This window comes from Pseudomonas sp. PSKL.D1, assembly GCF_028898945.1.
GTDB lineage: Bacteria > Pseudomonadota > Gammaproteobacteria > Pseudomonadales > Pseudomonadaceae > Aquipseudomonas.
In genome coordinates, this window is the sequence record NZ_CP118607.1 from 4,277,427 (window position 1) to 4,300,462 (window position 23,036).

Genomic DNA, 23,036 nt, shown 5'->3' on the forward strand with positions numbered 1-23,036 from the left:
GAACAAGTGGATAACCATGGGTCGAGTCGTGGCATCAGCGGTGTATGCCGCAGGCAGAAAAGTTACCAACATCAGCATCGATGAAGGCAGCGAATGGGCGCGCAAGCCGGGGCATTTCGTGTGGATCGGCCTGGAAGAGCCCAACGCCGAGGAACTGGCCAACCTGCAGTGCCAGTTCAACCTGCACGAGCTGGCCATCGAAGACGCGCTGGAGAAGCACAGCCGGCCCAAGCTGGAAACCTTCGGTGACGCGCTGTTCATCGTCACGTATTCGCCGGTGCGCCACGAGGGCAAGCTGGAGTTCATCGAAACCCACATCTTTGCCGGCAACGGCTACATCATCACCTGCCGCAATGGCCATTCCAAATCCTATGCATTGGTGCGCCAGCGCTGCGAAGCGCGGCCGCTGCTGTTGGAGCATGGCGAAGATTTCGTGCTGTATGCGCTGCTGGATTTCGTGACCGAAAACTACCAGCCGGTCAGCGAGGCGATTCATGGCGAAATCGAAGAGCTGGAGCAGAGCGTGCTGGGCGGTTCGCTGCAGGACGAAGACATCCGTCGGCTGCACAGCCTGCGCCGCGACATCCTGCGCTTGCGCCGCTACGTGGCACCGATGCAGGAGGTCAGCGAAGAGCTGCAACGCCTGAGCTTCCCGTTCATCGACAAGAACATGCGCCCTTACTTTCGTGACGTGCAAATCCACGTGACGCGGCAAATGGAAGACCTGGCAGGCATTCGCGACATCGCCAGCCAGACCATCGAAATCGGCATGCTGCTGGAGTCGTCACGGCAAAGCATCGTGCAGCGCAAATTTGCTGCGTGGGCGGCGATCCTGGCGCTCCCTACGGCGATTGCGGGGGTTTACGGGATGAACTTCCAGAACATGCCGGAATTGACCTGGCACTACGGGTATTTTGCGGTGCTGGGGGTGATTGGGTTGGGGTGTGCGGGGTTGTTTGCCAGCTTCAAGAGGTCGGGTTGGCTTTAGAATGCCGGGGCCTGCTGCGCAGGCCCCGGGGTAATCACGCCGCCGGTTGCTGGATAAACCGCATCATCCACTCGCCCACCAAATCCCCCTGGTGCTCACTGGCCAGGCTGGCGACGGCCTTGTGGTACACCTCATCCCCCAAGAACTCTTGGCGCGCATCCAGCAGCGCCCGCGAATACTCATGCACGAACTCCGGGTGGCCCTGGAAACACAGCACCTGGTCGCGAATGTGGTACGCCGCATTCGGGCAGAAGTCGCTGGAGGCGATCACCGTGGCCCCCTCCGGCAACGCGGTCACCTGGTCCTGATGGCTGATCAGCAAGGTCAGCTCGGACACTTCAGGGTCCATCCACGGCGCATGCGCCGCCAGCGAGTAGCGGTGGATGCCCACGCCCCAGCCCTTGTCGGCCCGTTCTGCTTTGCCGCCCAGGGTCAGCGCCAGCAACTGATGGCCGAAACACACGCCCAGCAGCTTTTCGCCACGCTCGTAAAGTTTGAGCAAGTAGGCCTTCAGCGTCTGAATCCAGGGGTCGGTGCCAAACGAGTCCGCCTTGCTGCCGGTGACCAGGTACGCATCGAAACGCTCGCCATCCGGGGGGTAGTCGCCGTTCATGACGTTGTACACACGAAATTCAGCTGCGATCGGCTGACGCGAGAAGAGCTGCTCGAACATCCTCCCGTAGCCCTGGTACTGCGCGGTCAACTCCGGTCGCAGGACATCGGTTTCAAGGATGCAGATGCGTAACGACATAGGGATAGTCCTGAACGACATGGGTGGAAATCTGATGTAGAGACTGACGCGAAAGCCACGTACAAGCAAGTAGGCTGCACTGACGAACGGTCACATTTTGTCGGACTGCGCCCTGTAAACACAAAGCGGTCTAGGAAGCGGTTGCGAATCTAATGGCCCATGGCCTCATAGCCGAAAACACGGAATTTGTTACATGCATAGAAGAAAGCGTTCTGAAACAGTGATGACGCACCCCCTACTGTTGGTTGTATACGCACTAACAAGAGGCAATCACAACAACCAGTAACAGGTACCACTGTGATCGACCCGAAACGCGACAGGGAAGCCAACGGGTATTCAGGAATAACAACAAGAAGGCGGTCCGCCATGTTCAGACAATCGAAACTTCGCCAAGCTGGGCTCATTCTTTTTGCCACGACTTTGCTGCTGATCTTGCCGAACCTGACACGTTTGTTCGGATGACAGTAGCGGTGGCCTCAACGGGCAGCGCACAGGTAACCTTCCAGCCCTGATGGTTGGAGATTGCCCATGCGCCACTGCCTGGCCCTGTTAGCCCTTTTACTGAGCTTGCCGCTATCGGCGGCGCAACTGCAGCTGGAGTTGGGCGATGGCACACGCCAATTCGACAGCGCGACCCTGCTCAACCACCCACAAGCCCGCGATATCAGCATCGAGCAGGACGTGGCCTACAAACGGCCCATGCATTACCGCGCCGTGCCGTTGGCCGCCCTGCTCCCCGGCATCAAGGCAGACGACCACCTGCAGGCGGTGGCGCTGGACGGCTTTGCGGCAGAAATGCCCGCCGGGCCACTGTTGCAGGCTGGCCCTGCGCAAGCCTGGCTGGCGGTTGAAGACCCAGCCAAGCCGTGGCCTGCGCTAGGCAACGGCAAGCCCGGCGCGGGGCCGTTCTACCTGGTGTGGACCAACCCGCAAAGCAGCGGCATCCGCCCGGAACAATGGCCCTTCCAGATCGCCACGATTCGCCGCCTGGCCCCCGTGGAACAACGCTTCCCGGCACTGTTGCCAGCCCCGGAACTTCCCGCCACTGACCCCGTACGGCAAGGGTTTGCGCTGTTTCAGCAAAACTGCCTGGTGTGCCACCGGTTGAACGGCGCGGGGGATGCGCAGTTCGGGCCGGATTTAAACGTGCCGCATAACCCGACCGAGTATTTTCAGCCAGCCTTCCTGCGCCAGTACATTCGCGACCCGCAAAGCCTGCGGCAATGGCCGCAGGCGCGGATGCCGGGGTTTGCCGAAAGTGTGTTGAGCGAACAGGAGCTGGATGCGTTGTTGGCGTATCTGGCGCATATGGCTGGGCGTAAGCCTTGAGATTGGGGTGGCTGCATCGCGGATAAATCCGCTCCTACAAGCACGGGTTCATCCGCGATGACCGCGATGACTACCCTGTAGGAGCGGACTCATCCGCGATAAACCCAACACAAATCCGTCAGGCAATCGGCCGCTCATGCTTCACGCCCCACCCTTCCACCTCACCACCACACGGCAGCACCACCTGCTCAAACGCCTCTTCAAAGTCGCCAATCCCACCGTAGGTGGCATACATGACCTTGCTCAGCTCCAGGTGCCACCCGCCATCGTCCATTTCCCACACCTGGGCATTGAGCGATTCGCCACGAAACTGCCCGGCTGCCCGTCGTGCCCCGGCTTCGTCCGGGAACACGGCATAGAACTCGATGGGGTGAATGCGGGTGAAATCAAAACCGCCAGCTTTCATCTGGCGCAGGACATTGCTGCTGATATCGTCGTTCTGGCTGCTCATGAATCGTCCTCCCGAATAATGCGATGGATAGACTTTCCGTGCACTACGCACCTGCCCACAAACAGGCAGATCGAGCTGATGCAAGACGCGAATTGAACAGGTACAGGCCCGCAGAAAAGGCCAGTGCCTCCCACCAGCGTAGTGCCTGGCATGGCACTACGCCAACCTGTGGGTCAGGAAGCTTCCTGAATACGGGTGATGACCACGCCGTTCTGCTCCTTCAGCCAGCGTGCCGTGGGGGATGGCGCTCGGTCCTGGAAGTCGTTGAGGTCCAGCTCGTCCATGACCGGAAACAGATGCGAACGAATGGCGCGTGCCGCGTCCTCTTCGCTGGGGCACTGTTCGCTGTGCAGCAGCAATGTGGTTGGCTCGCCCTTCTGGTCGGCAAAAATGACTTCCCACTCTTTCATTGAATAGCCCTCAATCAAAGAACATCGGGTGTGTGTTGCGCCTGTAAATGCTTGACCATTGGGCTGGGGGTTTGTTCAGTCTGTGAGGGCCTGTCGCAGATAAATCCGCTCCTGTAGGAGCGGATTCATCCGCGATAGGCCGTCACACAATTACTTCGGCGTACCGTGCACCACGCCAGCGGTGTTATCCAGCAAGCTCTTGGTCGCCGTCTGGATATACGCCTCAAGCTGCTTGAGCATCTGCGGCTGGTCCGGGCTTTCGATCAGCTCGGCCTTGAACTCGCTGCCCAGCTGGTAGCGGTACAGGCGCGGGGTCATGTCCTTGGATTCGATCAGGATGCGGTCACCCTGCACCAGGCCCACGATCTGCTCGCTGCCCGACGGCTTGATCATGCCCACGCCCTGGTCACCCTCAGGCAGGTTGAGCAGGTCGCGGCCCCAGCACTGGTGGCGAACCTGGCCACCCAGGCGGCCCATGATGGTCGGCACGATGTCGACCTGGGTACCCACGGTGTGGTTGACCGCGCCGAACTTCTCCTGAATGCCCGGGGCAATCAGCAGCAGCGGCACGTTGAAGCGGCCCAGGTCCAGCTCGGTGACCTGCTGGTGGTTGCCGAAGCCATGGTCGCCGACGATGACGAACAGGGTGTCCTTGAAGTACGGCTCCTTGCGCGCCTTCTCGAAGAACTGGCCCAGCGCCCAGTCGGAATAGCGCATGGCGGTCAGGTGCTCGTCCAGGCGGCCCTGGCCGGTGACCTTCTCGACCGGCAGGTCTTTGGGCAACGCATACGGCGTGTGGTTGGACAGCGTCTGCAGCAGCGCGTAGATCGGCTTCTTGCCGTCGTGCTTGGCCAGTTCCTGGTTGCCACGGTCGAACATGTCCTGGTCGGACACGCCCCAGGTCGGGTCGGAGAACACCGGGTCGACGAAGTCGTTGCGGCCAATGAACGTGGTCATGCCCTGGTTGCCGAAGAACCCGGACTGGTTGTCCCAGGCGAAGTCGCCGTTGTACACGTACACATCGTCGTAGTCACGGGCGCTGAGCAGCGCCGGCAGGCCCGACAGCTTGTGGCCACCTTCCGGGGTCTGCATCAGGTATTCGAAGCCCGGCAGGTTCGGGAAGCAGGCCATGGTGGCGAACATACCCTGGTGGGTATGGGTGCCGTTGGAGAAGAAGCGGTCGAACAACAGCCCTTCCTTGGCCAGCTTGTCGAAATACGGGGTGATGTTGTTCGGGCTGCCCAGTGCGCCTACCGAGTGGCCGGCGAAGCTTTCCATCAGGATTACAACGACGTTCTTGATCGGCAGAGTGCGCTCGGCCGGCGGCACGAAGTCGCGGCGGATGGCGGCCTCGTCGGCATCGACCAGGGTGTCGTGCGGCGTCAGCACCTGCTCGCGCACGGTCTGGGTGGCCAGGTTTTGCTCCAGCACCGGCTTCCACAGGTTGGCGCGGTCTTCACCGAAGCGGCTCTTGGCGGCGTCGATCAGGGTCAGCGTGCCGTTCAGGCCCAACTGGTTGACGAAGTTGGAATCGGTAGTGAAGGCATCACCCCAGCGCATCGGCGGGCCCTGGCGCAGGGTGCCACGGGCGGCGACCACGGCCACCAGCAAAATCACCATGAACACCGCCAGGCGGTTGTACCACGGGGCAACCTGTTGCACGCCGTTGCCACGGGTCAGGCGGTCGATGCCCTTGAACAGCAGGCTCAGCAGCCAGGTGCCGACCAGCCACGCCAGGATATAGCGCACCACCGGGAAACCGTACCAGAGCATGCTCATCACGGTTTTCGGGTCTTCCTTGATGTACTGGAAGACCAGGCCGTTCAGGCGCTGGTGGAATTCGCGGTAGAAGTCCATCTCCATCAGGCCCAGGAACATCACCACGCTGGCGGTGAGGGTGAGCCAGAAGCGGAAGAACCCGCGCCGGGCCATGGCCCACGGGCTGAGAATGGCCAGCAACAGCGGAATGCTGATGTACACCACTACCCGCAGGTCGAAGCGCAGGCCGTTGAAGAAGCCCTCGGCGACGGTGGAGTAAGGGGTGTCGCCGATCATGTCGCTGTTGTAGACCAGCAGCGCAAGGCGCACCAGGCTGAGCATCAACATGATCACCAGGCCGCTGAGCAGCGTGTAGGCCAGGTGCGATTTCAAGGTCGGCGTATAAGCTCGCGCGCCCTGTTGCTTCAAGGCATCCGTGTTAGCCATGAATGGAGAGGTCCTAGGATTGCGGTTTGCGGGGTGGCGCTGGGCATAGACCAACGCAGCATTGTGCGGGTGCGGATTCTGTTTAAACCAATGTGAAAATTTTGTCACGAGGCTATTGCGACGTTTTTCCGCTCAACTGCGCTGGTTGCCACGGGGGCCGGCGATGGCCCAGATAATCAGGCCTACCACCGGGAACAACGCGATCAGCAAAATCCACACGAGCTTGATGGCGACCGCGCTGGCGCTCTTGATTACCTGCAAGGCCGCCCAGATCATCAGGGCCAGGAGCGCCAGGCCGACCACGCTGTTAAAGGTTGAACCCATGGCAAACACCTCGCATAGCCCTGTGGGAGCGGCCTTGTGTCGCGAAAGGGCTGCGCAGCAGCCCCGGCAATGTTGTGTCAAAGCCGAAATCCTGGGGCCGCTCCGCAGCCCTATCGCGACACAAGGCCGCTCCCACAGGGATCGCGCCAGCTTTTAGAAATTGAGTAAGACAGCTGCTCCCACAGGGCAGTGTGCGATGCTCAGACGTGCACCGCGACCTTCAAGGCCTCCAGCGCCGGCTCCGCCTTGATGCCCACCTCGGCAGCCAACTCCAGCACCCGCGCCAGGTCGTGCTGCCCCACCATCACCATCTGCAGCTCGTCATCCAGCAACTGGCTGAAGTTAAGCAGTACATAGCCGCCCGCCTCCTTGTTCAGCGCGCCCATCTGCACCTGGATGCGGTTGAGCGCCGTCAGCGGCTCGGTACGCGCCAGTTGCTTGGGCTTGAGGGTAAACGGCACGCTCTTGTCGAACGAATCGCTGATTTGCTGGAACAGGTCCTGGTAGCTGTCGGCCTGGAATACCACGGTGTCCGGCAGGCTGCCGAGCACCACCCACTCACCCAGCGGGATCGGGAAGCTGTCGTCGTAATTGACGTCGGGGTTGGCGGCCAGGAAGGCGGCCGGGTCGGCGTAGGCCTGCGCGGCCTCGTCGGCGATGCGCTCGATGTCCTCGTCACGCATGCAGCCAGCGGCGATGAGGCGGATGAATTCGAGCAACTGGTTTTTCATGAACGGGGCCTGCGGCAGGTGAAAAGGCGCCAAGAATAGCCGCAAATGCCCCCGGGTGGTTAGCCGGCCAACGCTTGCAGGCGGGCCGAAGTGTCTACCGCGCCCATGGTTTGCGCCGCCATCAGCGCGGTGGCGCCACGGGCATCCTGATGCGCCGGGTCGGCGCCCTGAGCCAGCAGGTAGTCAAGGATTTCGCTGCGATTGAACATGGCCGCCAGCATCAGCGCGGTACGCCCGTCCTGCGCGGCAGCGTCCACCGGCACGCCGTTTTCCAGCAGCAGGCGGATCATCGCCAGGTCGCCCTTGAAGGCGGCACCGGCTATCGGCAACTGGCCATTGTCGTTGGCAATCAGCGGGTCGGCACCGTGGGCCAGCAGCACGCTCACGGCGTCGTGGTGGCCATGGTAGCTGGCCAGCATCAGCAGGGTGTCGCCCTTGTGGTTGCGCAGGTTCACCGGCAGGCCGCTGGCCAGCAGGCGCCCGAGCATTTCGGCATCGCCCTGGCGCGCCCGCTCGAACACTTGCTCGGCAAAGGCCGCGGTTTCGTCGTCGGTCATGGTTGGCATCTTGAACCTCCTGGCATTAAAAGTTGCCCAAGTGTTTGTCAGGCAAGGCCAGCGGGTCAAAGGTTCAGAATCTATCGGGGCGATAGACCGTGCAAAATGCACTGTGCAAAATGCCCGACCTTGCAGGCTGCACGATGCCGCTTCTGCAAAACGCAGGCAAACCCCTGTATTTATTGAGTTTTTCAGCCACCGAGGTTCTGGCACGGTCACTGCAACCATCAACTCACGTCTGCCCAAACAACAGCCAGGAGTTGCTATGGACCTCATTCAGGAAAAATTCGTCTCGGTGTTCTCGGCTTACAAGGTGGCCACCCAGGCCCGCCCGGATGGTGGCGTGCTGCTGACCTTGCGTGCTGCCGACGGCAAGGTGACCCGCCGGGTGCTGACCTACCAGCAACTGCACAGTGCCGAGCAATTGTCCTGGGCGATCAGTGCCATTCGCCGCGACCTGGCGGAACAGGCCAGTGAGCTGCCTGTGATTGGCATGCTGCAGAGCCAGCAGCGGTTTGCGTTGCCTACCTATCGCTGAGTTTTTCTGTACCGGCCTTATCGCGGATAAATCCGCTCCTACAGGGGGACTGTTGTAGGAGCGGATTTATCCGCGATGAGGCCGGCACAGCCATTAAAATTCGTCGATCCCGGCAAACAACCGCGCCGTTTCATCCCCGGTAAACCGCACGCGCTGGTCATTGCCAAACACGCGCAACGCCACGCAGAACGGGTTATCCCCAAACTCCACCCAACGCCGCACACCCGCCGGTACCACCAGCTGGTCACCCTTCTCACACAGCACCGTATACACGTAATCCCCCAACCGCAGCCCAACCTGGGCACGGCCACTGACCACCGCAAACACTTCCTGCGCGTCGTACACATGCTCATCGCGCATATCCACTGGCTCTGCCTCGCCCCCGTCGCGGTTGAGCACGGTATACGCCTGGCTGCCATGGGCCGTCATCAGTTGGTCGAGGTAAGCACGGCATGCGCCCAGCACGTCGTCTTCGGCACTGCCCGGCCGCACACGCACTTCAAGCGGCGCATGTTCAAGCTGTACACCCTGCTCGGCCAAGGTAGCGGCGATGTCGTCGTGGTGAGTCAGCACCTTGTTCGGCAAGGCCGGGCTGGACGGGTGAAATACACAAAGGATGCTCATCTGCGGCGTGTCCTGGTCGAATTCGAACAAATGGCAATGATAACGGCTGCCGCCAGCGCTGCGGCACTGGCCATACCAAAGGTGAAGGATGGCCCCAGCAGTTTCCAGCTGTAGCCCGAATACAAGGCCCCCAATGCCCCGCCGGTGCCCGACAGCGCCGCGTACAGCGCCTGGCCCTGGCCCTGCTGACGGGCGCCGAAGCTGCTTTGCACAAAGGCGATGGAAGCGGCGTGGAAGCAGCCAAACGTGGCGGCGTGCAGCAACTGTGCGCCCACCAGCACCGCCGGGTCACCGGCCAGGTTACCCAGCAACAGCCAGCGCAGGCCCGCCAACAGGAAGCTGACCAGCAACACGCGCTCCACGCTGAACCGCGCAAACACCCGGCTCATGGCCATGAACATCAGCACTTCGGCCACCACACCCAGCGCCCACAGCAAGCCGATGGCCCCCCGGGCGTAACCCAGGTGCTCCAGGTGCAGGGTGAGGAAGGTGTAATACGGCCCGTGGCTCAGTTGCATCAGCGCCACACACACGTAAAAGGCAATAACCCCCGGCGCCCGCAACTGGCGCAAAAAGCCGCCGGCATCTGCCCGCTCGCCCTGCTCCACCGGCTGGGCATTGGGCACCCACAGGCTGGCGGCCACGATACCGCCCATGATTGCTACCAGCGCCACCGGGTAGATGTCCAGGCTTAGCCATTCGAACAACCGCCCCAGGCCGACCACGGTGAGGATGAAGCCAATCGAGCCCCACAGGCGCACCTGGCTGTAGCGGGACGTTTGCCCGTGCAGGTGGGCCAGCGTGATCACTTCAAATTGTGGCAGTACCGCATGCCAGAAGAAGGCGTGCAGGGCCATTACCAGCGCCAGCCAGGCGTAGCTCTTGCCGAAGAAGATCAGCGAAAACGTGGCCAGCGTGCACAGCGCGCCCAAACGCACGATCAGCAGGCGCTGGCCAGTGCGGTCACCCAGCCAGCCCCACAGGTTGGGGGCCACGCAGCGCATCAGCATGGGGATGGCCACCAGCTCGCCAATGCGCGCCGGGGGGAAGCCCAGGTGGTCGAAGTACAGCGCCAGAAACGGGGCGGTGGAGCCCAGCAGGGCGAAGTAGAAGAGGTAGAAGCTGGACAGGCGCCAGTAGGGGATTGGGGGCATCAGGGGGCCTTTGGGGGGCTTGTGCGGGCCTCATCACGGCTGAAGCCGCTCCTGCAGGGGCGTGCGAAAACCTGTAGGAGCGGCTTTAGCCGCGAAGAATGCGAATCAGAGCTGGCCCAACACCGGGGTATTCACCTTCACATCGGCATTCTGCGCACGGTGGCGCAGCAGGTGGTCCATCAGCACGATGGCCATCATCGCCTCGGCAATCGGCGTGGCACGGATGCCTACGCACGGGTCGTGACGGCCCTTGGTGATCACCTCCACAGGGTTGCCGTCCACGTCAATGGAGCGGCCCGGGGTGGTGATGCTGGAGGTTGGCTTCAGCGCCAGGTGCGCAACAATCGGCTGGCCCGAGCTGATGCCGCCCAGAATGCCGCCGGCGTTGTTGCTGAGGAAGCCTTCCGGGGTCAGTTCGTCACGGTGCTCGGTGCCACGCTGGGCAACGCTGGCAAAGCCCGCACCAATTTCCACGCCCTTGACCGCGTTGATGCTCATCAGCGCATGGGCCAGTTCGGCGTCCAGGCGGTCGAAGATCGGCTCGCCCAGGCCCGGCATCACGCCTTCGGCCACCACGGTGATCTTGGCGCCCACCGAGTCCTGGTCGCGGCGCAGTTGGTCCATGTAGGCCTCAAGTTCCGCCACTTTGCCCGGGTTGGGGCTGAAGAAGGCGTTTTCTTCCACCGAGTCCCAGGTCTGGAACGGGATTTCGATCGGGCCAAGCTGGCTCATGTAGCCACGTACGCGGATACCCTGGGTAGCCAGGAACTTCTTGGCAATGGCACCGGCCGCCACGCGCATGGCGGTTTCGCGCGCCGAGCTGCGGCCACCACCGCGGTAGTCGCGGGTGCCGTACTTGTGGTGGTAGGTGTAGTCGGCGTGGGCCGGGCGGAACAGGTCCTTGATGGCCGAGTAGTCCTTGGACTTCTGGTCGGTGTTGCGGATCAGCAGGCCGATGGAGCACCCGGTGGTGCGGCCTTCGAACACGCCGGAAAGGATCTCCACTTCGTCCGGTTCCTGGCGCTGGGTGGTGTGCCGGCTGGTGCCGGGCTTGCGCCGGTCAAGGTCGAGCTGCAGGTCGGCCAGCGAAATTTCCAGGCCGGGCGGGCACCCATCGACAATGGCGACCAACGCCGGGCCATGGCTTTCGCCAGCGGTGGTGACAGTGAACAGCTTGCCGTAGGTATTGCCGGACATGGACGCTCCGCGAGTCTGCCTGAATTGAACGAAAGCACGCAGTATACAGATGCTTTGGCTGCCTGTGCGGGCCTGAGCGAACCTTCCCGTAAACATTGGGTCAAACCGGTCATCTCCCCCATGCAGTACCCCATGATGTCGCGCCTAGCCGCCCTCTTCTTCCTGCTGTTCACCAGCCTGGCCCACGCCGCCGCCCCCACCGTGCTGCAACGCCCCATCGACCTGGACACCGGCCAGGGCGTGCTGCACGGCAGCCTGCTGTTGCCGCAACAGGCCACCCCGCCCCCGGTGGTGCTGATCATCGCTGGCTCCGGCCCCACCGACCGCGACGGCAACAACCCGGCCGCCGGGCGCATCGACAACCTCAAACGCCTGGCCCTGCTGCTGGCCAACGAGCACATTGCCAGCGTGCGCTACGACAAGCGCGGCGTGGCTGCCAGCCAGCCCGCCACCCCCGACGAACGCGACCTCAGCGTTGAGCAGTACGTTGCCGACGTGGTGGCCTGGAGCCACAAACTCAAGGCCGACCCACGCTTCGGCCCGTTGATTCTGGTGGGCCACAGCGAAGGCGCGCTGATCGCCAGCCTCGCCGCGCAGCAAGCCGGCGCCAGCGCAGTGATCACCCTGGCCGGCAGTGGCCGCCCGCTGGCCGACGTGATCCACGAGCAACTGGCCCGACGCTTGCCCCCGGCACAACTGGCCCGCAGCAGCGCCCTGCTTGAGCGCCTGCAGGCCGGGCAAACCAGCCTGGACGTACCTGCGCCGCTGCGCCAGGTGTTCCGCCCCAGCGTGCAGCCCTACCTGATTTCGCTGCTGCGCCAGGACCCGGCCAAAGCCTTCGCCCGTCTGCCCATGCCGGCGTTGATCGTGCAGGGCCGCAACGATGTGCAGGTGGACGTGGCCGATGCCCAGCTGCTCAAGGCTGCCAAGCCCGATGCGCAGCTGGTGCTGATTGACGGCATGAACCACATGCTGCGCATCAGCCCCAAGGAAATGCGCCTGCAACGCGACAGCTACCTCAACCCCGAGCTGCCGCTGGCCCGCGAGCTGGGTGAGCGCATCGTCACCTTCATCCACCAGTTGCCATCCGCCTGAGGGGCAACGCACACGGGGGCTCACGTACCGGCCAAGGCTGCCGATACGCTCGGTAATGGCCCGCATGTGAGACCCCCTGATGACCGAAACCTCCGCCGCCGTCGAGCCGGCCGAAGAGCCGCAAGCCCCGGAAAGCGTCGCCCTGCCCTGGGACGACCTGGCTGTCGAACACTTCCAGCTGCTGCGCCTGGCGGCCCTGCCCACCGACCGCAACAGTGGCGCCCGCCCATTGCGTTTTGTCGAGTTCGGCTATGCCGAACGCCACGACAAGGCCCACAGCCTGCTGCGCATGGAAATCCGCCTGCCCGGGCAAAAAGTGCGCAAGGAACAAAACCTGCTGGACATTCGCGTTGACCATGCCGAACGGCGGGTGCGCATCGGCAGCGACAGCGGCCTGCAACTGGAGCCGCTCAACCGTGGCCTGGGCCGCTTCCTGATGGGCCAGGCGGTGCAATGGCTGCAGCGGCGGTGGTCGCATTACCACCTTGAAGGCATGGCGCTGCCCAACAAGGACGCGCTGAACGAGGACACCCGCCTGCGCCGTGACCGCTTCCTGAGCGCTACCGGCATCGAGGTGGAATATGCCGACCCGCAACACCTGAAGGGGCGCACGGTTGAAGCCACCGTGGGCCAGCTCAAGGGCGGCTGGAACACCGAGAAAGTGCAGCGGGTGGATATGCTGGAGGCGGCGGGCATGCTGCAGCAGGCCGAGCAGCATTTGCTGGAGAAAGAGGCGCAGTTGCGCGAGCGGGACGAGCGTGTGGCCAAGTACCGGCGCGAGGACAGCGGGCTGCGGTTTACCATCACCTGTTTGGTGGCGTTTGCGGTGTTTCAGGCGGGGTTGTTGATCTGGATTGCTACGCGGTAGGCAGGAGCAACTGTCTTGTATAAAACCTAAAAGCTGACGCGATCACTGTGGGAGCGGCCTTGTGTCGCGAAAGGGCCGCGCAGCGGCCCCGGCAATATCTGCTGCGAAGCTGCAATCGATGGGGGCGCTACGCACCCCTTTCGCGACACAAGGCCGCTCCCACAGGGCCGGCGCTACATCAGAGGGTCACACCCTGGCCTTGAACAATTCCTGATGCTGCCGGCACTGCTCGGCCGTCAGCATGAACACCCCGTGCCCGCCGCGCTCGAACTCCAGCCAGGCAAAGTCCACTTCCGGGTACAACGCCTCAACGTGCACCTGGCTGTTGCCCACTTCAACAATCAGCAAGCCCTTGTCGGTCAGGTGGTCGGCCGCTTCGGCCAGCATGCGCCGCACCAGGTCCAGGCCGTCGTTGCCGCAAGCCAGGCCCATTTCCGGCTCGTGGTGGTACTCGGCCGGCATGTCGCCGAAGTCTTCGGCATCCACATACGGCGGGTTGGACAGGATCAAATCGAACCGCTGCCCCGGCAAACCGGCAAAACCATCGCCCTGCACGGTGTACACGCGTTCTTCAAGGCCATGGCGCTCGATGTTCTGGTTGGCAACTTCAAGCGCCTCGAACGACAGGTCCGCCAGCACCACTTCAGCCTCCTGGAACACTTCGGCCGCGACGATGCCAATGCAACCCGAACCGGTGCACAGGTCCAGAATGCGCGCAGGCTCGGCACCCAGCCACGGCTCGAAGCGTTTCTCGATCAGCTCGCCAATCGGCGAGCGCGGCACCAGCACGCGTTCGTCCACGATGAACGACATGCCGCAGAACCACGCCTCGCCCAGCAGGTACGCAGTGGGCACGCGGTCTTCGATGCGGCGTTTTAGCAGGTGCTGCAGGCGCACGCGCTCGTCGTCTTCGAGCTGGCAGTCCAGGTAGCTGTCGGCCACCTCCCATGGCAGGTGCACCGCACCCAGCACCAGCAGGCGGGCTTCGTCCCAGGCATTGTCGGCACCGTGGCCAAAAAACAGCTCGTGCTCGTGGAAGCGGCTGACCGCCCAGCGGATATGGTCGCGCAAGGTGCGCAGACGGGATGTGATCACGGGGTACTCCTATTCAGACTGTACAAAAGTCTAACAGCCCAACCCGCATATTTGTTCGCCGTCGGCACCCTGCAGCCCGCCACAGGCCAATAACCACGCTGCTTGCGATGTCAACCATTCCCATTGGCGCCAAGGCAAGGGAGAATAGGTATACAAAAGCCCTACCCAAGGAGCCATTGATGTCCGTTCCAACCACGATGTTCCGCCTCACTGGCCGCGACTACCCGCCGGCCAAGCTGAGCCAAGCCAGCCTGATTGTCATCGATGCGCAAAAAGAGTACCTCAGCGGTCCGCTCGCGCTGTCGGGCATGGACGAGGCCGTGGCCAACATCGCCAGGTTGCTCGACGCCGCCCGCAAGGCGGGCCGCCCGATCATCCACGTCCGCCACCTCGGTACCGTTGGCGGCCGCTTCGACCCGCAGGGCCCGGCAGGTGAGTTCATCCCTGGCGTAGAGCCACGCGACGGTGAAATCGTCATCGAAAAGCGCATGCCCAACGCTTTCAAGAACACCAAGCTGCACGAAACCCTGCAAGAGCTGGGGCACCTGGACCTGATCGTCTGCGGCTTCATGAGCCACTCCAGCGTCAGCACCACCGTGCGCCGAGCCAAGGACTATGGTTATCGTTGCACCCTGGTGGAAGACGCCTCGGCGACCCGCGACCTGGCCCTGAAAGACCGCGTGATCCCGGCTGCGCAGATCCACGAATGTGAAATGGCCGTGATGGCCGACAACTTCGCCTGTGTCGCCCCCACCGCCAGCCTGATCTGAGCTGGCGGAACCACAGGGCACGGCGCAGGTCCTATTCCGGCTACCCACAGAGGACATCGGAATGAAGCTCAAAGGCAGTTTCGACGCCAAGCGCCTGCGCCCGCGCCAACCGCGCAACTGGGGCGCGCGGCTGGCGGCCGGCCTGTCGGCGCTGCTCGCCACCCTGGGCGTGCTGTTGACCATGGCAGGCGTTGCCGGCCTGCTGGGCAACTACGCCGCCCTGGCCGAACTCAATGCCAACCGCCCACTTGCCGCCACCTTCACGGTGGGCGGTTTGCTGTTGCTGTACTTAGGCGTGCGCTTCTGGCGGCGCAGCCGCATTCGCCTGCGCCGCGGGCGTGAGCTTAACCTGTCGCCGCATTTGATGAAGAAGCATGACTGACAATCTCATCGCGGATAAATCCGCTCCTACAGGCCACACTAATACCCTGTAGGAGCGGATTCATCCGCGATGAGGCCGGCCCAGACAACACAAAGCCCCCCCACTCGCGTAAACTCCGCCCCCCACGTGGAGGCAACATGCAAGACGACGACTTTTCCCTGTTCAGTGCCGAAGTGCGCGGCGTCAAGCCGATCAAGCACGACCGTGCCGACGTCGGCAAACCCAAGGCCGACCGCAAAAAACTGGCCGGCCTGCGCCAGAACGCCACGGTGCGCAGTGACCAGACGCTGGTGATCGACGGCCTGTCCGACCAGTTTGTCATCGACGTGGGCGCCGAAGACGAGTTGATGTGGCGCCGCGACGGCGTGCAGGAAACCCAGATTCGCAAACTCAAGCTCGGCCAGATTGCCTTTGAAGGCAGCCTCGACCTGCATGGCATGAGCGTGGAAAAGGCCCGCGAAACCCTGTGGGCCTTCATTGCCGAGGCCACAAGCCTTGAAGTGCGCTGCGTGCGCGTCACCCACGGCAAGGCCGCGCGCCTGGACGGCAAGCGCCCGATGATCAAGAGCCACGTCAACACCTGGCTGCGCCAGCACCCGCAAGTGCTCGGTTTTACCTCCTGCCAGGCCCGCCACGGCGGCACCGGCGCGGTGTACGTAATGCTCAAACGAACCATGATGGAAGGCCGCGACGAATAACGCCGCGCTTGCAGCGCAGGCGTTGCCGCCGTAACCTTCCTTTTTTGCGATTTTACCCACAGGTAGATACATGTCCCTGGAACAGAACTACACCGAGATCCTCAGCCAGCTTGGCGAGGACGTCTCCCGTGAGGGCCTGCTCGACACGCCCAAGCGGGCTGCAAAGGCCATGAAATACCTTTGCCGCGGTTACGAGCAGACGCTGGAAGAAGTGACCAACGGCGCCCTGTTCACCTCCGACAACAGCGAGATGGTGCTGGTCCGGGACATCGAGCTGTACTCGATGTGCGAACACCACATGCTGCCGTTCATCGGCAAGGCCCATGTGGCCTACCTGCCCCAGGGCAAGGTGCTGGGCCTGTCGAAGGTCGCGCGCATCGTCGACATGTTCGCCCGCCGCCTGCAAATTCAGGAAAACCTCAGCCGCCAGATCGCCGAGGCCGTGCAGCAGGTTACCGGTGCCGCCGGTGTGGCCGTGGTGATCGAAGCCAAGCACATGTGCATGATGATGCGCGGTGTCGAGAAGCAGAACTCGACCATGCTCACCTCGGTGATGCTGGGCCAGTTCCGCGAGAACGCCGCCACCCGTGCCGAGTTCCTCAGCCTGATCAAGTGATCGGCGCGTGACACAAGCCGGCCCATCGTGGTCGGCTTTTTATTTTCAGGAGTTGCCCATGATCGTCAAAGCCTTGCGGGTCGGCCTCGGCCAGCTCATCGTGTTCGGCGACTGGATCAGCCGCCCGGCCAAGCGCAAGCGCGATGCCGCCGCCCAGGCACGCGTCGAGCAAGAAGCCAAGGGCCTTGCGCTGTACCAGTTTCATGCCTGCCCGTTTTGCGTGAAAACCCGGCGTACCCTGCACCGGCTGAATGTGCCGGTGGCGCTGCGTGATGCCAAGAACGACCCGGTGCACCGCCAGGCGCTGCTGGAAGGTGGTGGGCGGGTGAAAGTGCCGTGCCTGCGCATTGAAGAGGCAGGTGAAGTGACCTGGATGTATGAGTCCAAGGCGATTATTGCCTACCTGGACAAGCGCTTCGCCTGAACACGCGTTGTTGTGTGTGTATGTGTGTGGGAGCGGCCTTGCGTCGCGAAAGGGGTGCGAAGCGCCCCCAGTTTTCAGCTTCGCAGCAGAGATTGCCGGGGCCGCTTCGCGGCCCTTTCGCGACACAAGGCCGCTCCCACACACAAGCAAGCAAACAGCGCGCCTGGCTGATTATTCCACCATCGGCACATGCCGCGGATGGCTGGCCACACGCTCCAGCCAAGCCTGCACCGCCGGATAATCCTTCAACTCAAACCCACCTTGCTGCGCCACGTGGGTATAGGCATACAACGCCACATCGGCAATCGAATACTGCTCCCCCACCAGGTACGGCGTCATCGTCAACTGCCGCTCCATCACCTTCAGCGCCTTGTACCCGCCTTTGTGCAGCTTGCGGTACTCCTCCACGCGCTCGTCCGGCAGCCCCAGGTAAAACTGGATGAACCGCGCCACGGCAATGTACGGCTCATGGCTGTACTGCTCGAAAAACTGCCACTGCAGCACCTGGGTGCGCAAACGTGGCTCGCTGGGCAGGAACTCGCTGCCATCGGCCAAATAGTTGAGGATGGCGTTGGACTCCCACAGGTAGCTGCCGTCTTCAAGCTGCAGCACCGGCACCTTGCCATTGGGGTTCATGGCCAGGAACTCGGGCGTTTCGGTCTCGCCCTTGAGGATGTCCACCGGGTGCCATTCATACGGCCGGCCCAACAGGCTCAGCATCAATTTGACCTTGTAGCAGTTGCCCGACTGATAGTCGCCATACACCTTGTACATCGCCCCTCCCTCCCGTGCAGTTGCACTTGCCTGCCCAATAGTTGGCGACTGTACGGCTAAAAGCAATGCCTGCTGTATGGCAAGGATCAAGCCGGGCCGCGTTAGGCTGAAAAAAATGCTTACACATGGACAAGGACTCACCCCATGACCGATGCCACCTCCGCACGCCTGCGGCCCCTGGCAGACACCTCCCCGTCGGCGGTGGTCGCCGGCTTCATCGCCATGCTCACCGGCTACACCAGCTCGCTGGTGCTGATGTTTCAGGCCGGCCAGGCGGCGGGCCTGACCACGGCGCAAATTTCATCGTGGATCTGGGCGCTGTCCATCGGCATGGCGGTGTGCAGCATCGGCCTGTCCTTGCGCTACCGCACCCCGATCACCGTGGCCTGGTCCACGCCTGGCGCGGCGCTGCTGATCACCAGTCTGGGCGGCGTGAGTTATGGCGAGGCCATCGGCGCCTACATCACCTGTGCCGTGCTGGTGCTCATCTGTGGGCTCACCGGCAGCTTCGAGCGCCTGGTCAGGCGTATTCCGGCCTCGCTGGCGTCTGCACTGCTGGCCGGCATCCTGTTCAAGATCGGCAGTGAAATCTTCGTGGCAGCCCAGCACCGCACCCTGCTGGTGTTGGGCATGTTCTTCAGTTACCTGCTGGTCAAGCGCCTGTCGCCGCGCTACTGCGTGCTGGCCGCCTTGCTGGTAGGCACGGCGCTCAGCGGTGCGCTGGGCCTGCTGGACTTCAGCCACTTCCAGCTGGAAGTGGCCACCCCGGTATGGACCACGCCCAGCTTCTCGCTGGCGGCCACCATCAGTATCGGCATTCCGCTGTTCGTGGTGGCCATGACCTCGCAGAACATGCCCGGCGTGGCGGTGCTGCGCGCCGACGGCTACCAGGTGCCTGCCTCGCCGCTGATTTCGGCCACCGGCTTTGCCTCGCTGCTGCTGGCGCCGTTTGGCTCGCACGGGGTCAACCTGGCGGCGATCAGCGCGGCCATCTGCACCGGGCCGCATGCCCATGAAGACCCGGCCAAGCGCTATACAGCGGCCGTGTGGTGCGGGATTTTCTACGGGGTTGCCGGGGTGTTTGGCGCCACGCTGGCGGCGTTGTTTGCGGCGCTGCCGAAAGAGCTGGTGCTGTCGATTGCCGCACTGGCGTTGTTCGGGTCGATCATGAACGGGCTGAGCGTGGCCATGGGCGAGGCGCGGGAGCGGGAGGCGGCGTTGATTACCTTTATGGTAACGGCTTCCGGGTTTACCTTGTTTTCCATCGGGTCGGCGTTCTGGGGGATTGTGGCGGGGGTGTTGACCCTGCTGATCCTGAATCCACGCCGCTAGTGGTTAACCTGTGCGGGCCTCATCGCGGATAAATCCGCTCCTACACACCGATCCCCTGTAGGAGCGGATTTATCCGCGATGAGGCCCGCACAGGCCACCTCACAACCGGAAATGCCCCACCATGCCCTTCAAATCACTGCCCAACTGCGCCAGCTCGATACTCGACCGGGCATTGTCCTGCATCGCCAACGCCGCCTGATCAGCACTGCCGCGAATTTGCGTAACGCTGCGGCTGATCTCTTCCGCCACCGAACTTTGCTGTTCCGCCGCTGCCGCAATTTGCTGGTTCATTTGCTGAATCAACCCCACCGCCACGGCAATGCTGCCCAATGCACTTTCGGTTTGCAGCGCATCAGCCACCGCCAGGCGCACCAGCTCGGTACTGCCGCGAATCTGCGCCACTGACTGCTGGGCATTGCCGCGCAGGCTGGCCACCAACCGCTCGATCTCTTCGGTGGACTGGCGAGTGCGCCGCGCCAAGGCCCGCACCTCGTCAGCCACCACCGCAAAGCCCCGCCCCTGCTCCCCCGCCCGCGCCGCCTCGATGGCAGCATTGAGCGCCAGCAGGTTGGTTTGCTCGGCCACGCTCTTGATCACCTCCAGCACGTCGCCGATGGTGTGGATTTCGGCACTCAGGCTGTCGATACCGGCGCTGGCCGTTTCCGCCGCCTCGGCCAATTGCTCGATGCGCTGCATGCTCTGGCGCACCACCTGCTGGCCCGATTCCACCTTGCCGTCGGCCGCTTGCGCCGCCTGGGCGGCTTCTTCAGCATTGCGCGCCACGTCATGCACGGTAGCGGTCATCTGCTGCATGGCGGTGGCCACTTGCTCGGTTTCTTCCTTCTGGCTGCCCACTTCGCGGTTGGTCTGCTCGGTCACCGCCGACAGGGCCTGGGCGCTGCCCGCCAGTTGCTCGATACCCTGCTGCAAGCCGCTGACCACGCCCGAAAGCCCCGCAGCCATCTGCTGCATGGCGTGCATCAACTGGCCCACTTCGTCCTTGCGCTGGGCGTCTGCCTCCAGGCTCAGCTCACCGGCTGCAATGCGCTGGGCCCGGCTGATAACCCGCTTGAGCGGGCCGACCACGGCGCGGGTGATCAACCAGGCCGCCAGCACGCCCGCCAGCAACGCCAGGGCAGTGGCCACGGCGATGGCAGCGGTGTTACGCGCCAACTCACCCTGCATGGCCTGCTGCCGGGCAGCGTAGGCTTCGTTCACCTGCTGGGTAACCTGCTCGGCACGGGCCTGCAACTGGGCTTTGATGCCTTGCTCCTTGCCTAGCAAATCGGTGTACTCGTTCAGCTTTTCAGAGAAGCTGCCAATGTGCCCGGCCACCTCGCCCAGCACACTCTGGTAACCGGCATCAGTGACGCTTGCCTTGAGTTGCTCCACCAGCTCGGCGGCTTCCACGGTCTGGGCAATACGCCCCTGGCTGGCGCCCTCTTCGCCCTTGCGGCTTTTGTCCAGGCGCACCCGCGCTTCGTCCATGGCCTGCAGCATCAGCCGCGACACCTGCGCCACCTGCCCGGCCTGGTCGAGAAATTCGCTGCCTTGCTGGCCTTGTGACTGCTTGAGGGTGTAGGCGCCGTCATCGGCCAGCCCGGCCTGCAGCACATCCAGGTTGTTGGCCACGCTGGACACCGACCAACTGGCCATATCCAGCGCCAGCTCCTTGGCCTGCACGGCCTCCACAAACGCATCGAACGCCTGGCCATACGCGGCAAGGTCATCCTCGGTGGCTGCCAGTGCGGGTAGCCCTTTGGCGCGCTCGTTCAGGTTTTGCAGGCCCGCGCGCAAGGCCTCGGCCTCCTTGATATCAGAGCGCAAGGCAAACGCCTGTTCATGCTGGCGCAACCTCAGCAGGTCGGTGTTGAACTGGCTCAGTTCACGCAAGCCATCAAAGCGCTGGCCCACCCCCTGCAACGCTGCCACGCCAATGGCCGCTACCGCCAAGGTCAGCAGCAGCACCAGGGCAAAGCCCAGCCCCAGCTTGCGGGCCATGCCCAGGTTGGCCAGCACACCTTGCCTGGTCGCACTCATCGCCTATCCCCCTTCACCTTGCAAGGTTTACCCGAGGGCCAAGCGTGGCAACGTTGCCAGCCTGCTAACAAGAGGTTGACGCCAGAATGGTGTCAATTGGCTATGTGCGTGTCGCTTTCAGGCCGATGGAGGTCGCCCTGCGTGCTGAAGAAAGGCCTGCGCCCGGTGGTCCTGCCCGTAGGCGACATTGATGCGCAGCCATTCACTGCTGGCGCCCTGGTAATCGAAGGCGCTGCCCGGGGTCAGCAACACGCCGTGCTCCACCGCCAGCCGCTCCAGGCTGGCAAAGTCGCGCCCCGGCACCCGCGCCCAGACGAACATGCCGCCGTAAGGTTCGCAGAACACCTGCCAACCGTACTGCTCCAGTTGCCCAAGCAGTTTGGCCATGTGTTGCGCCAAGCGCACCCGCAAGCGTTGCACGCTTTTGCGGTAGCTGCCGTTGGCCAGCATCTGCCCCACCACCTGCTCCACGAAGCGCGACGTGCCAATGCCGCTGACCATCTTCAGTTCGGCCAGCCGCGCCAGCAGCGGCGCATCGGCCACCACGTAGCCCACCCGCAGCGAGCTGCTGAGGGTTTTGGAAAAACTGGCCATGTAAATCACCTGTTGCGCGCTGTCGAGGGTGGCCAGGCGCGTGGCCGGGCCGTCCTGAAAATCGGCATAAATATCGTCTTCGATGATGCGCAAGCCGTGTTCGCGGGCCAGTTCCAGCAGGCGGTAGGCAACCTGGGGCGACATGCTGGTGCCGGTGGGGTTCTGGTACAGGCTGTTGATGAACAGGCAGCGCGGGCGGTGCTCGGCCAGCAGGCGTTCGAGCACCTGCAGGTCGGGCCCGGTTTGTGTGCGCGGCACCGGCAGCATATGCACCTGGTGCTGGCGCAGCAGGTTGTACAGGTTGTAGTAGCCCGGGTTTTCCACCAGCACCGTGTCGCCCGGGTTTAGCAGCGCACGCACCAGCAGGTCTAGGGCGTGGCTGGCGCCGTGGGTGGTGAGGATGCGCTCGGGGCCGGCGTTGATGCCCAGTTGCACCAGGCGCTTGTAAATGTGCTGGCGCAGGCTGGCCAGGCCCAGCGGCGGGCAGTAGTCGAACAGGTCTTGCGGGTTGCCACGGCTGACCTGGCGGATGGCATGGGCCAGGTCGGTGTCGGCGCGCCAATTGCTGGGTAGCCAGCCGCAGCCAAGTTTGAGCAGGTTGTCGTGGCCTTCGCGAAACTGCCGCCAAGTGCCGTCGCCGGCCTCGCCCCACACCGGCTGGTCTTGCTGGGCCAGGCCGGGTTTGCGCTCGGCGACGAAAAAGCCGGTGCCATGACGCGCCTCCAGCCAGCCGCTGGCGACCAGGCGGTCGTAGGCTTCGATCACGCAGGACGCGCTGATGGCCTGGTCGCGTGCCAGGGTGCGGATGGACGGCAGCCGGGTGCCGGGGCGCAGGCGCTGGTGTTCGATCCAGGTTTGCAGCTGGTTGGTGAGTTGCTGCACCAAGGGGGTGGGGCTTTGGCGGTCCAGGGTGAGGTGCATGGCGTTAGGTGTTTGGTGGTTTTGAGCGAACAGTTAAGCTTAAATGGGGGTGGGGGTGTTTCTTGTTGCGGGGGTGGGCTGAATTGGATGATGGCTGTGCGGGCCCTATCGCGGATAAATCCGCTCCTACAAAGACCCGTGTAGGAGCGGATTTATCCGCGATGAGGC

25 protein-coding genes and 1 pseudogene are annotated in these 23,036 nt (G+C 63.2%); 11 read left to right on the forward strand and 15 right to left on the reverse strand.

From position 1 onward, the window contains the following. Positions 1-16 precede the first annotated feature (16 nt). Positions 17-988 carry a magnesium and cobalt transport protein CorA gene (locus tag PVV54_RS18930; RefSeq protein ID WP_274906707.1) on the forward strand — a complete coding sequence of 324 codons (972 nt, stop codon included), beginning with the start codon at positions 17-19 and terminating at the stop codon, positions 986-988. Positions 989-1,022: 34 nt separating this feature from the next. Here the strand turns inward: PVV54_RS18930 and PVV54_RS18935 are convergent, their stop codons facing one another. Continuing rightward, positions 1,023-1,739, reverse strand: coding sequence for an amidotransferase (locus PVV54_RS18935; RefSeq protein ID WP_274906708.1), 717 nt, complete (start codon positions 1,737-1,739; stop codon positions 1,023-1,025). A 528-nt stretch (positions 1,740-2,267) separates the two neighbouring features. On the opposite strand from PVV54_RS18935, the gene PVV54_RS18940 reads away from it, so the two are divergent. After that, positions 2,268-3,068, forward strand: a complete 801-nt coding sequence (locus PVV54_RS18940; RefSeq protein ID WP_274906709.1) for a cytochrome c — start codon at positions 2,268-2,270, stop codon at positions 3,066-3,068. Positions 3,069-3,186: 118 nt separating this feature from the next. On the opposite strand, the gene PVV54_RS18945 is transcribed toward PVV54_RS18940, so the two are convergent. The 6 genes from PVV54_RS18945 to PVV54_RS18970 all read right to left on the reverse strand — a co-directional run bounded on the left by PVV54_RS18945 (position 3,187) and on the right by PVV54_RS18970 (position 7,755). Then, positions 3,187-3,519 (reverse strand): ribonuclease E inhibitor RraB, encoded by a 333-nt coding sequence (locus tag PVV54_RS18945; RefSeq protein WP_274906710.1) that lies wholly within the window; start codon positions 3,517-3,519, stop codon positions 3,187-3,189. Positions 3,520-3,692: 173 nt separating this feature from the next. After that, entirely contained in the window at positions 3,693-3,929 is a 237-nt protein-coding gene (locus PVV54_RS18950) for a hypothetical protein (RefSeq protein ID WP_274906711.1), read from the reverse strand. A 150-nt stretch (positions 3,930-4,079) separates the two neighbouring features. After that, positions 4,080-6,134, reverse strand: a complete 2,055-nt coding sequence (locus PVV54_RS18955; RefSeq protein WP_274906712.1) for an LTA synthase family protein — start codon at positions 6,132-6,134, stop codon at positions 4,080-4,082. A gap of 132 nt (positions 6,135-6,266) precedes the next feature. Further along, a complete protein-coding gene (locus PVV54_RS18960) occupies positions 6,267-6,458 on the reverse strand; it encodes a PLD nuclease N-terminal domain-containing protein (protein WP_274906713.1) in 192 nt (63 codons plus the stop codon). Positions 6,459-6,658: 200 nt separating this feature from the next. Further along, complete coding sequence (locus tag PVV54_RS18965; protein ID WP_274906714.1) at positions 6,659-7,189, reverse strand: hypothetical protein; 531 nt, start codon at positions 7,187-7,189, stop codon at positions 6,659-6,661. A gap of 59 nt (positions 7,190-7,248) precedes the next feature. After that, complete coding sequence (locus tag PVV54_RS18970; RefSeq protein ID WP_274906715.1) at positions 7,249-7,755, reverse strand: ankyrin repeat domain-containing protein; 507 nt, start codon at positions 7,753-7,755, stop codon at positions 7,249-7,251. A 256-nt stretch (positions 7,756-8,011) separates the two neighbouring features. Here PVV54_RS18970 and PVV54_RS18975 point away from each other — a divergent pair, with 256 nt between their 5' ends. Continuing rightward, entirely contained in the window at positions 8,012-8,284 is a 273-nt protein-coding gene (locus tag PVV54_RS18975) for a DUF3509 domain-containing protein (protein WP_274906716.1), read from the forward strand. A gap of 93 nt (positions 8,285-8,377) precedes the next feature. Here the strand turns inward: PVV54_RS18975 and PVV54_RS18980 are convergent, their stop codons facing one another. From PVV54_RS18980 to aroC, 3 genes are all read right to left on the reverse strand, one after another. Further along, positions 8,378-8,908 carry an oxidase gene (locus tag PVV54_RS18980; RefSeq protein ID WP_274906717.1) on the reverse strand — a complete coding sequence of 177 codons (531 nt, stop codon included), beginning with the start codon at positions 8,906-8,908 and terminating at the stop codon, positions 8,378-8,380. Further along, positions 8,905-10,062 carry an MFS transporter gene (locus tag PVV54_RS18985; protein ID WP_446731422.1) on the reverse strand — a complete coding sequence of 386 codons (1,158 nt, stop codon included), beginning with the start codon at positions 10,060-10,062 and terminating at the stop codon, positions 8,905-8,907. The genes PVV54_RS18980 and PVV54_RS18985 overlap by 4 nt, the downstream gene beginning before the upstream one ends. Positions 10,063-10,167: 105 nt before the next feature. Beyond that, a complete protein-coding gene (gene aroC / locus PVV54_RS18990) occupies positions 10,168-11,259 on the reverse strand; it encodes a chorismate synthase (protein WP_274906718.1) in 1,092 nt (363 codons plus the stop codon). Between the two features lie 132 nt (positions 11,260-11,391). On the opposite strand from aroC, the gene PVV54_RS18995 reads away from it, so the two are divergent. Together PVV54_RS18995 and PVV54_RS19000 are read left to right on the forward strand one after the other, a co-directional pair. After that, positions 11,392-12,354, forward strand: a complete 963-nt coding sequence (locus PVV54_RS18995; protein WP_274906719.1) for an alpha/beta hydrolase — start codon at positions 11,392-11,394, stop codon at positions 12,352-12,354. A 79-nt stretch (positions 12,355-12,433) separates the two neighbouring features. After that, a complete protein-coding gene (locus PVV54_RS19000; protein ID WP_274906720.1) occupies positions 12,434-13,222 on the forward strand; it encodes a hypothetical protein in 789 nt (262 codons plus the stop codon). A gap of 186 nt (positions 13,223-13,408) precedes the next feature. Here the strand turns inward: PVV54_RS19000 and prmB are convergent, their stop codons facing one another. Next, a complete protein-coding gene (gene prmB, locus PVV54_RS19005) occupies positions 13,409-14,317 on the reverse strand; it encodes a 50S ribosomal protein L3 N(5)-glutamine methyltransferase (RefSeq protein ID WP_274906721.1) in 909 nt (302 codons plus the stop codon). Positions 14,318-14,496: 179 nt separating this feature from the next. On the opposite strand from prmB, the gene PVV54_RS19010 reads away from it, so the two are divergent. From PVV54_RS19010 to PVV54_RS19030, 5 genes are all read left to right on the forward strand, one after another. Further along, complete coding sequence (locus tag PVV54_RS19010; RefSeq protein ID WP_274906722.1) at positions 14,497-15,087, forward strand: cysteine hydrolase family protein; 591 nt, start codon at positions 14,497-14,499, stop codon at positions 15,085-15,087. 61 nt (positions 15,088-15,148) lie between these two features. Further along, positions 15,149-15,469, forward strand: a complete 321-nt coding sequence (locus PVV54_RS19015) for a hypothetical protein (RefSeq protein ID WP_274906723.1) — start codon at positions 15,149-15,151, stop codon at positions 15,467-15,469. A gap of 137 nt (positions 15,470-15,606) precedes the next feature. Then, the gene (locus tag PVV54_RS19020; protein WP_274906724.1) at positions 15,607-16,167 is read left to right on the forward strand and encodes a Smr/MutS family protein; all 561 of its coding nucleotides are present in this window, start codon (positions 15,607-15,609) and stop codon (positions 16,165-16,167) included. Between the two features lie 70 nt (positions 16,168-16,237). Next, entirely contained in the window at positions 16,238-16,783 is a 546-nt protein-coding gene (folE, locus tag PVV54_RS19025) for a GTP cyclohydrolase I FolE (RefSeq protein WP_274906725.1), read from the forward strand. A gap of 58 nt (positions 16,784-16,841) precedes the next feature. Next, a complete protein-coding gene (locus PVV54_RS19030; RefSeq protein WP_274906726.1) occupies positions 16,842-17,207 on the forward strand; it encodes a glutaredoxin family protein in 366 nt (121 codons plus the stop codon). A gap of 171 nt (positions 17,208-17,378) precedes the next feature. Here the strand turns inward: PVV54_RS19030 and PVV54_RS19035 are convergent, their stop codons facing one another. Then, positions 17,379-17,981 (reverse strand): glutathione S-transferase family protein, encoded by a 603-nt coding sequence (locus PVV54_RS19035; protein WP_274906727.1) that lies wholly within the window; start codon positions 17,979-17,981, stop codon positions 17,379-17,381. Positions 17,982-18,125: 144 nt separating this feature from the next. Here PVV54_RS19035 and PVV54_RS19040 point away from each other — a divergent pair, with 144 nt between their 5' ends. Further along, complete coding sequence (locus PVV54_RS19040; protein WP_274906728.1) at positions 18,126-19,313, forward strand: benzoate/H(+) symporter BenE family transporter; 1,188 nt, start codon at positions 18,126-18,128, stop codon at positions 19,311-19,313. A 99-nt stretch (positions 19,314-19,412) separates the two neighbouring features. Here the strand turns inward: PVV54_RS19040 and PVV54_RS26640 are convergent, their stop codons facing one another. The 3 genes and pseudogenes from PVV54_RS26640 to PVV54_RS19050 all read right to left on the reverse strand — a co-directional run bounded on the left by PVV54_RS26640 (position 19,413) and on the right by PVV54_RS19050 (position 22,868). Next, positions 19,413-20,294 (reverse strand): methyl-accepting chemotaxis protein, encoded by an 882-nt coding sequence (locus tag PVV54_RS26640; RefSeq protein WP_446731472.1) that lies wholly within the window; start codon positions 20,292-20,294, stop codon positions 19,413-19,415. A 27-nt stretch (positions 20,295-20,321) separates the two neighbouring features. Beyond that, positions 20,322-21,353: pseudogene (locus PVV54_RS26645) on the reverse strand (methyl-accepting chemotaxis protein); the annotation flags it as partial. 117 nt (positions 21,354-21,470) lie between these two features. After that, complete coding sequence (locus PVV54_RS19050; RefSeq protein ID WP_274906730.1) at positions 21,471-22,868, reverse strand: aminotransferase-like domain-containing protein; 1,398 nt, start codon at positions 22,866-22,868, stop codon at positions 21,471-21,473. Between the last annotated feature and the right edge of the window lie 168 nt (positions 22,869-23,036).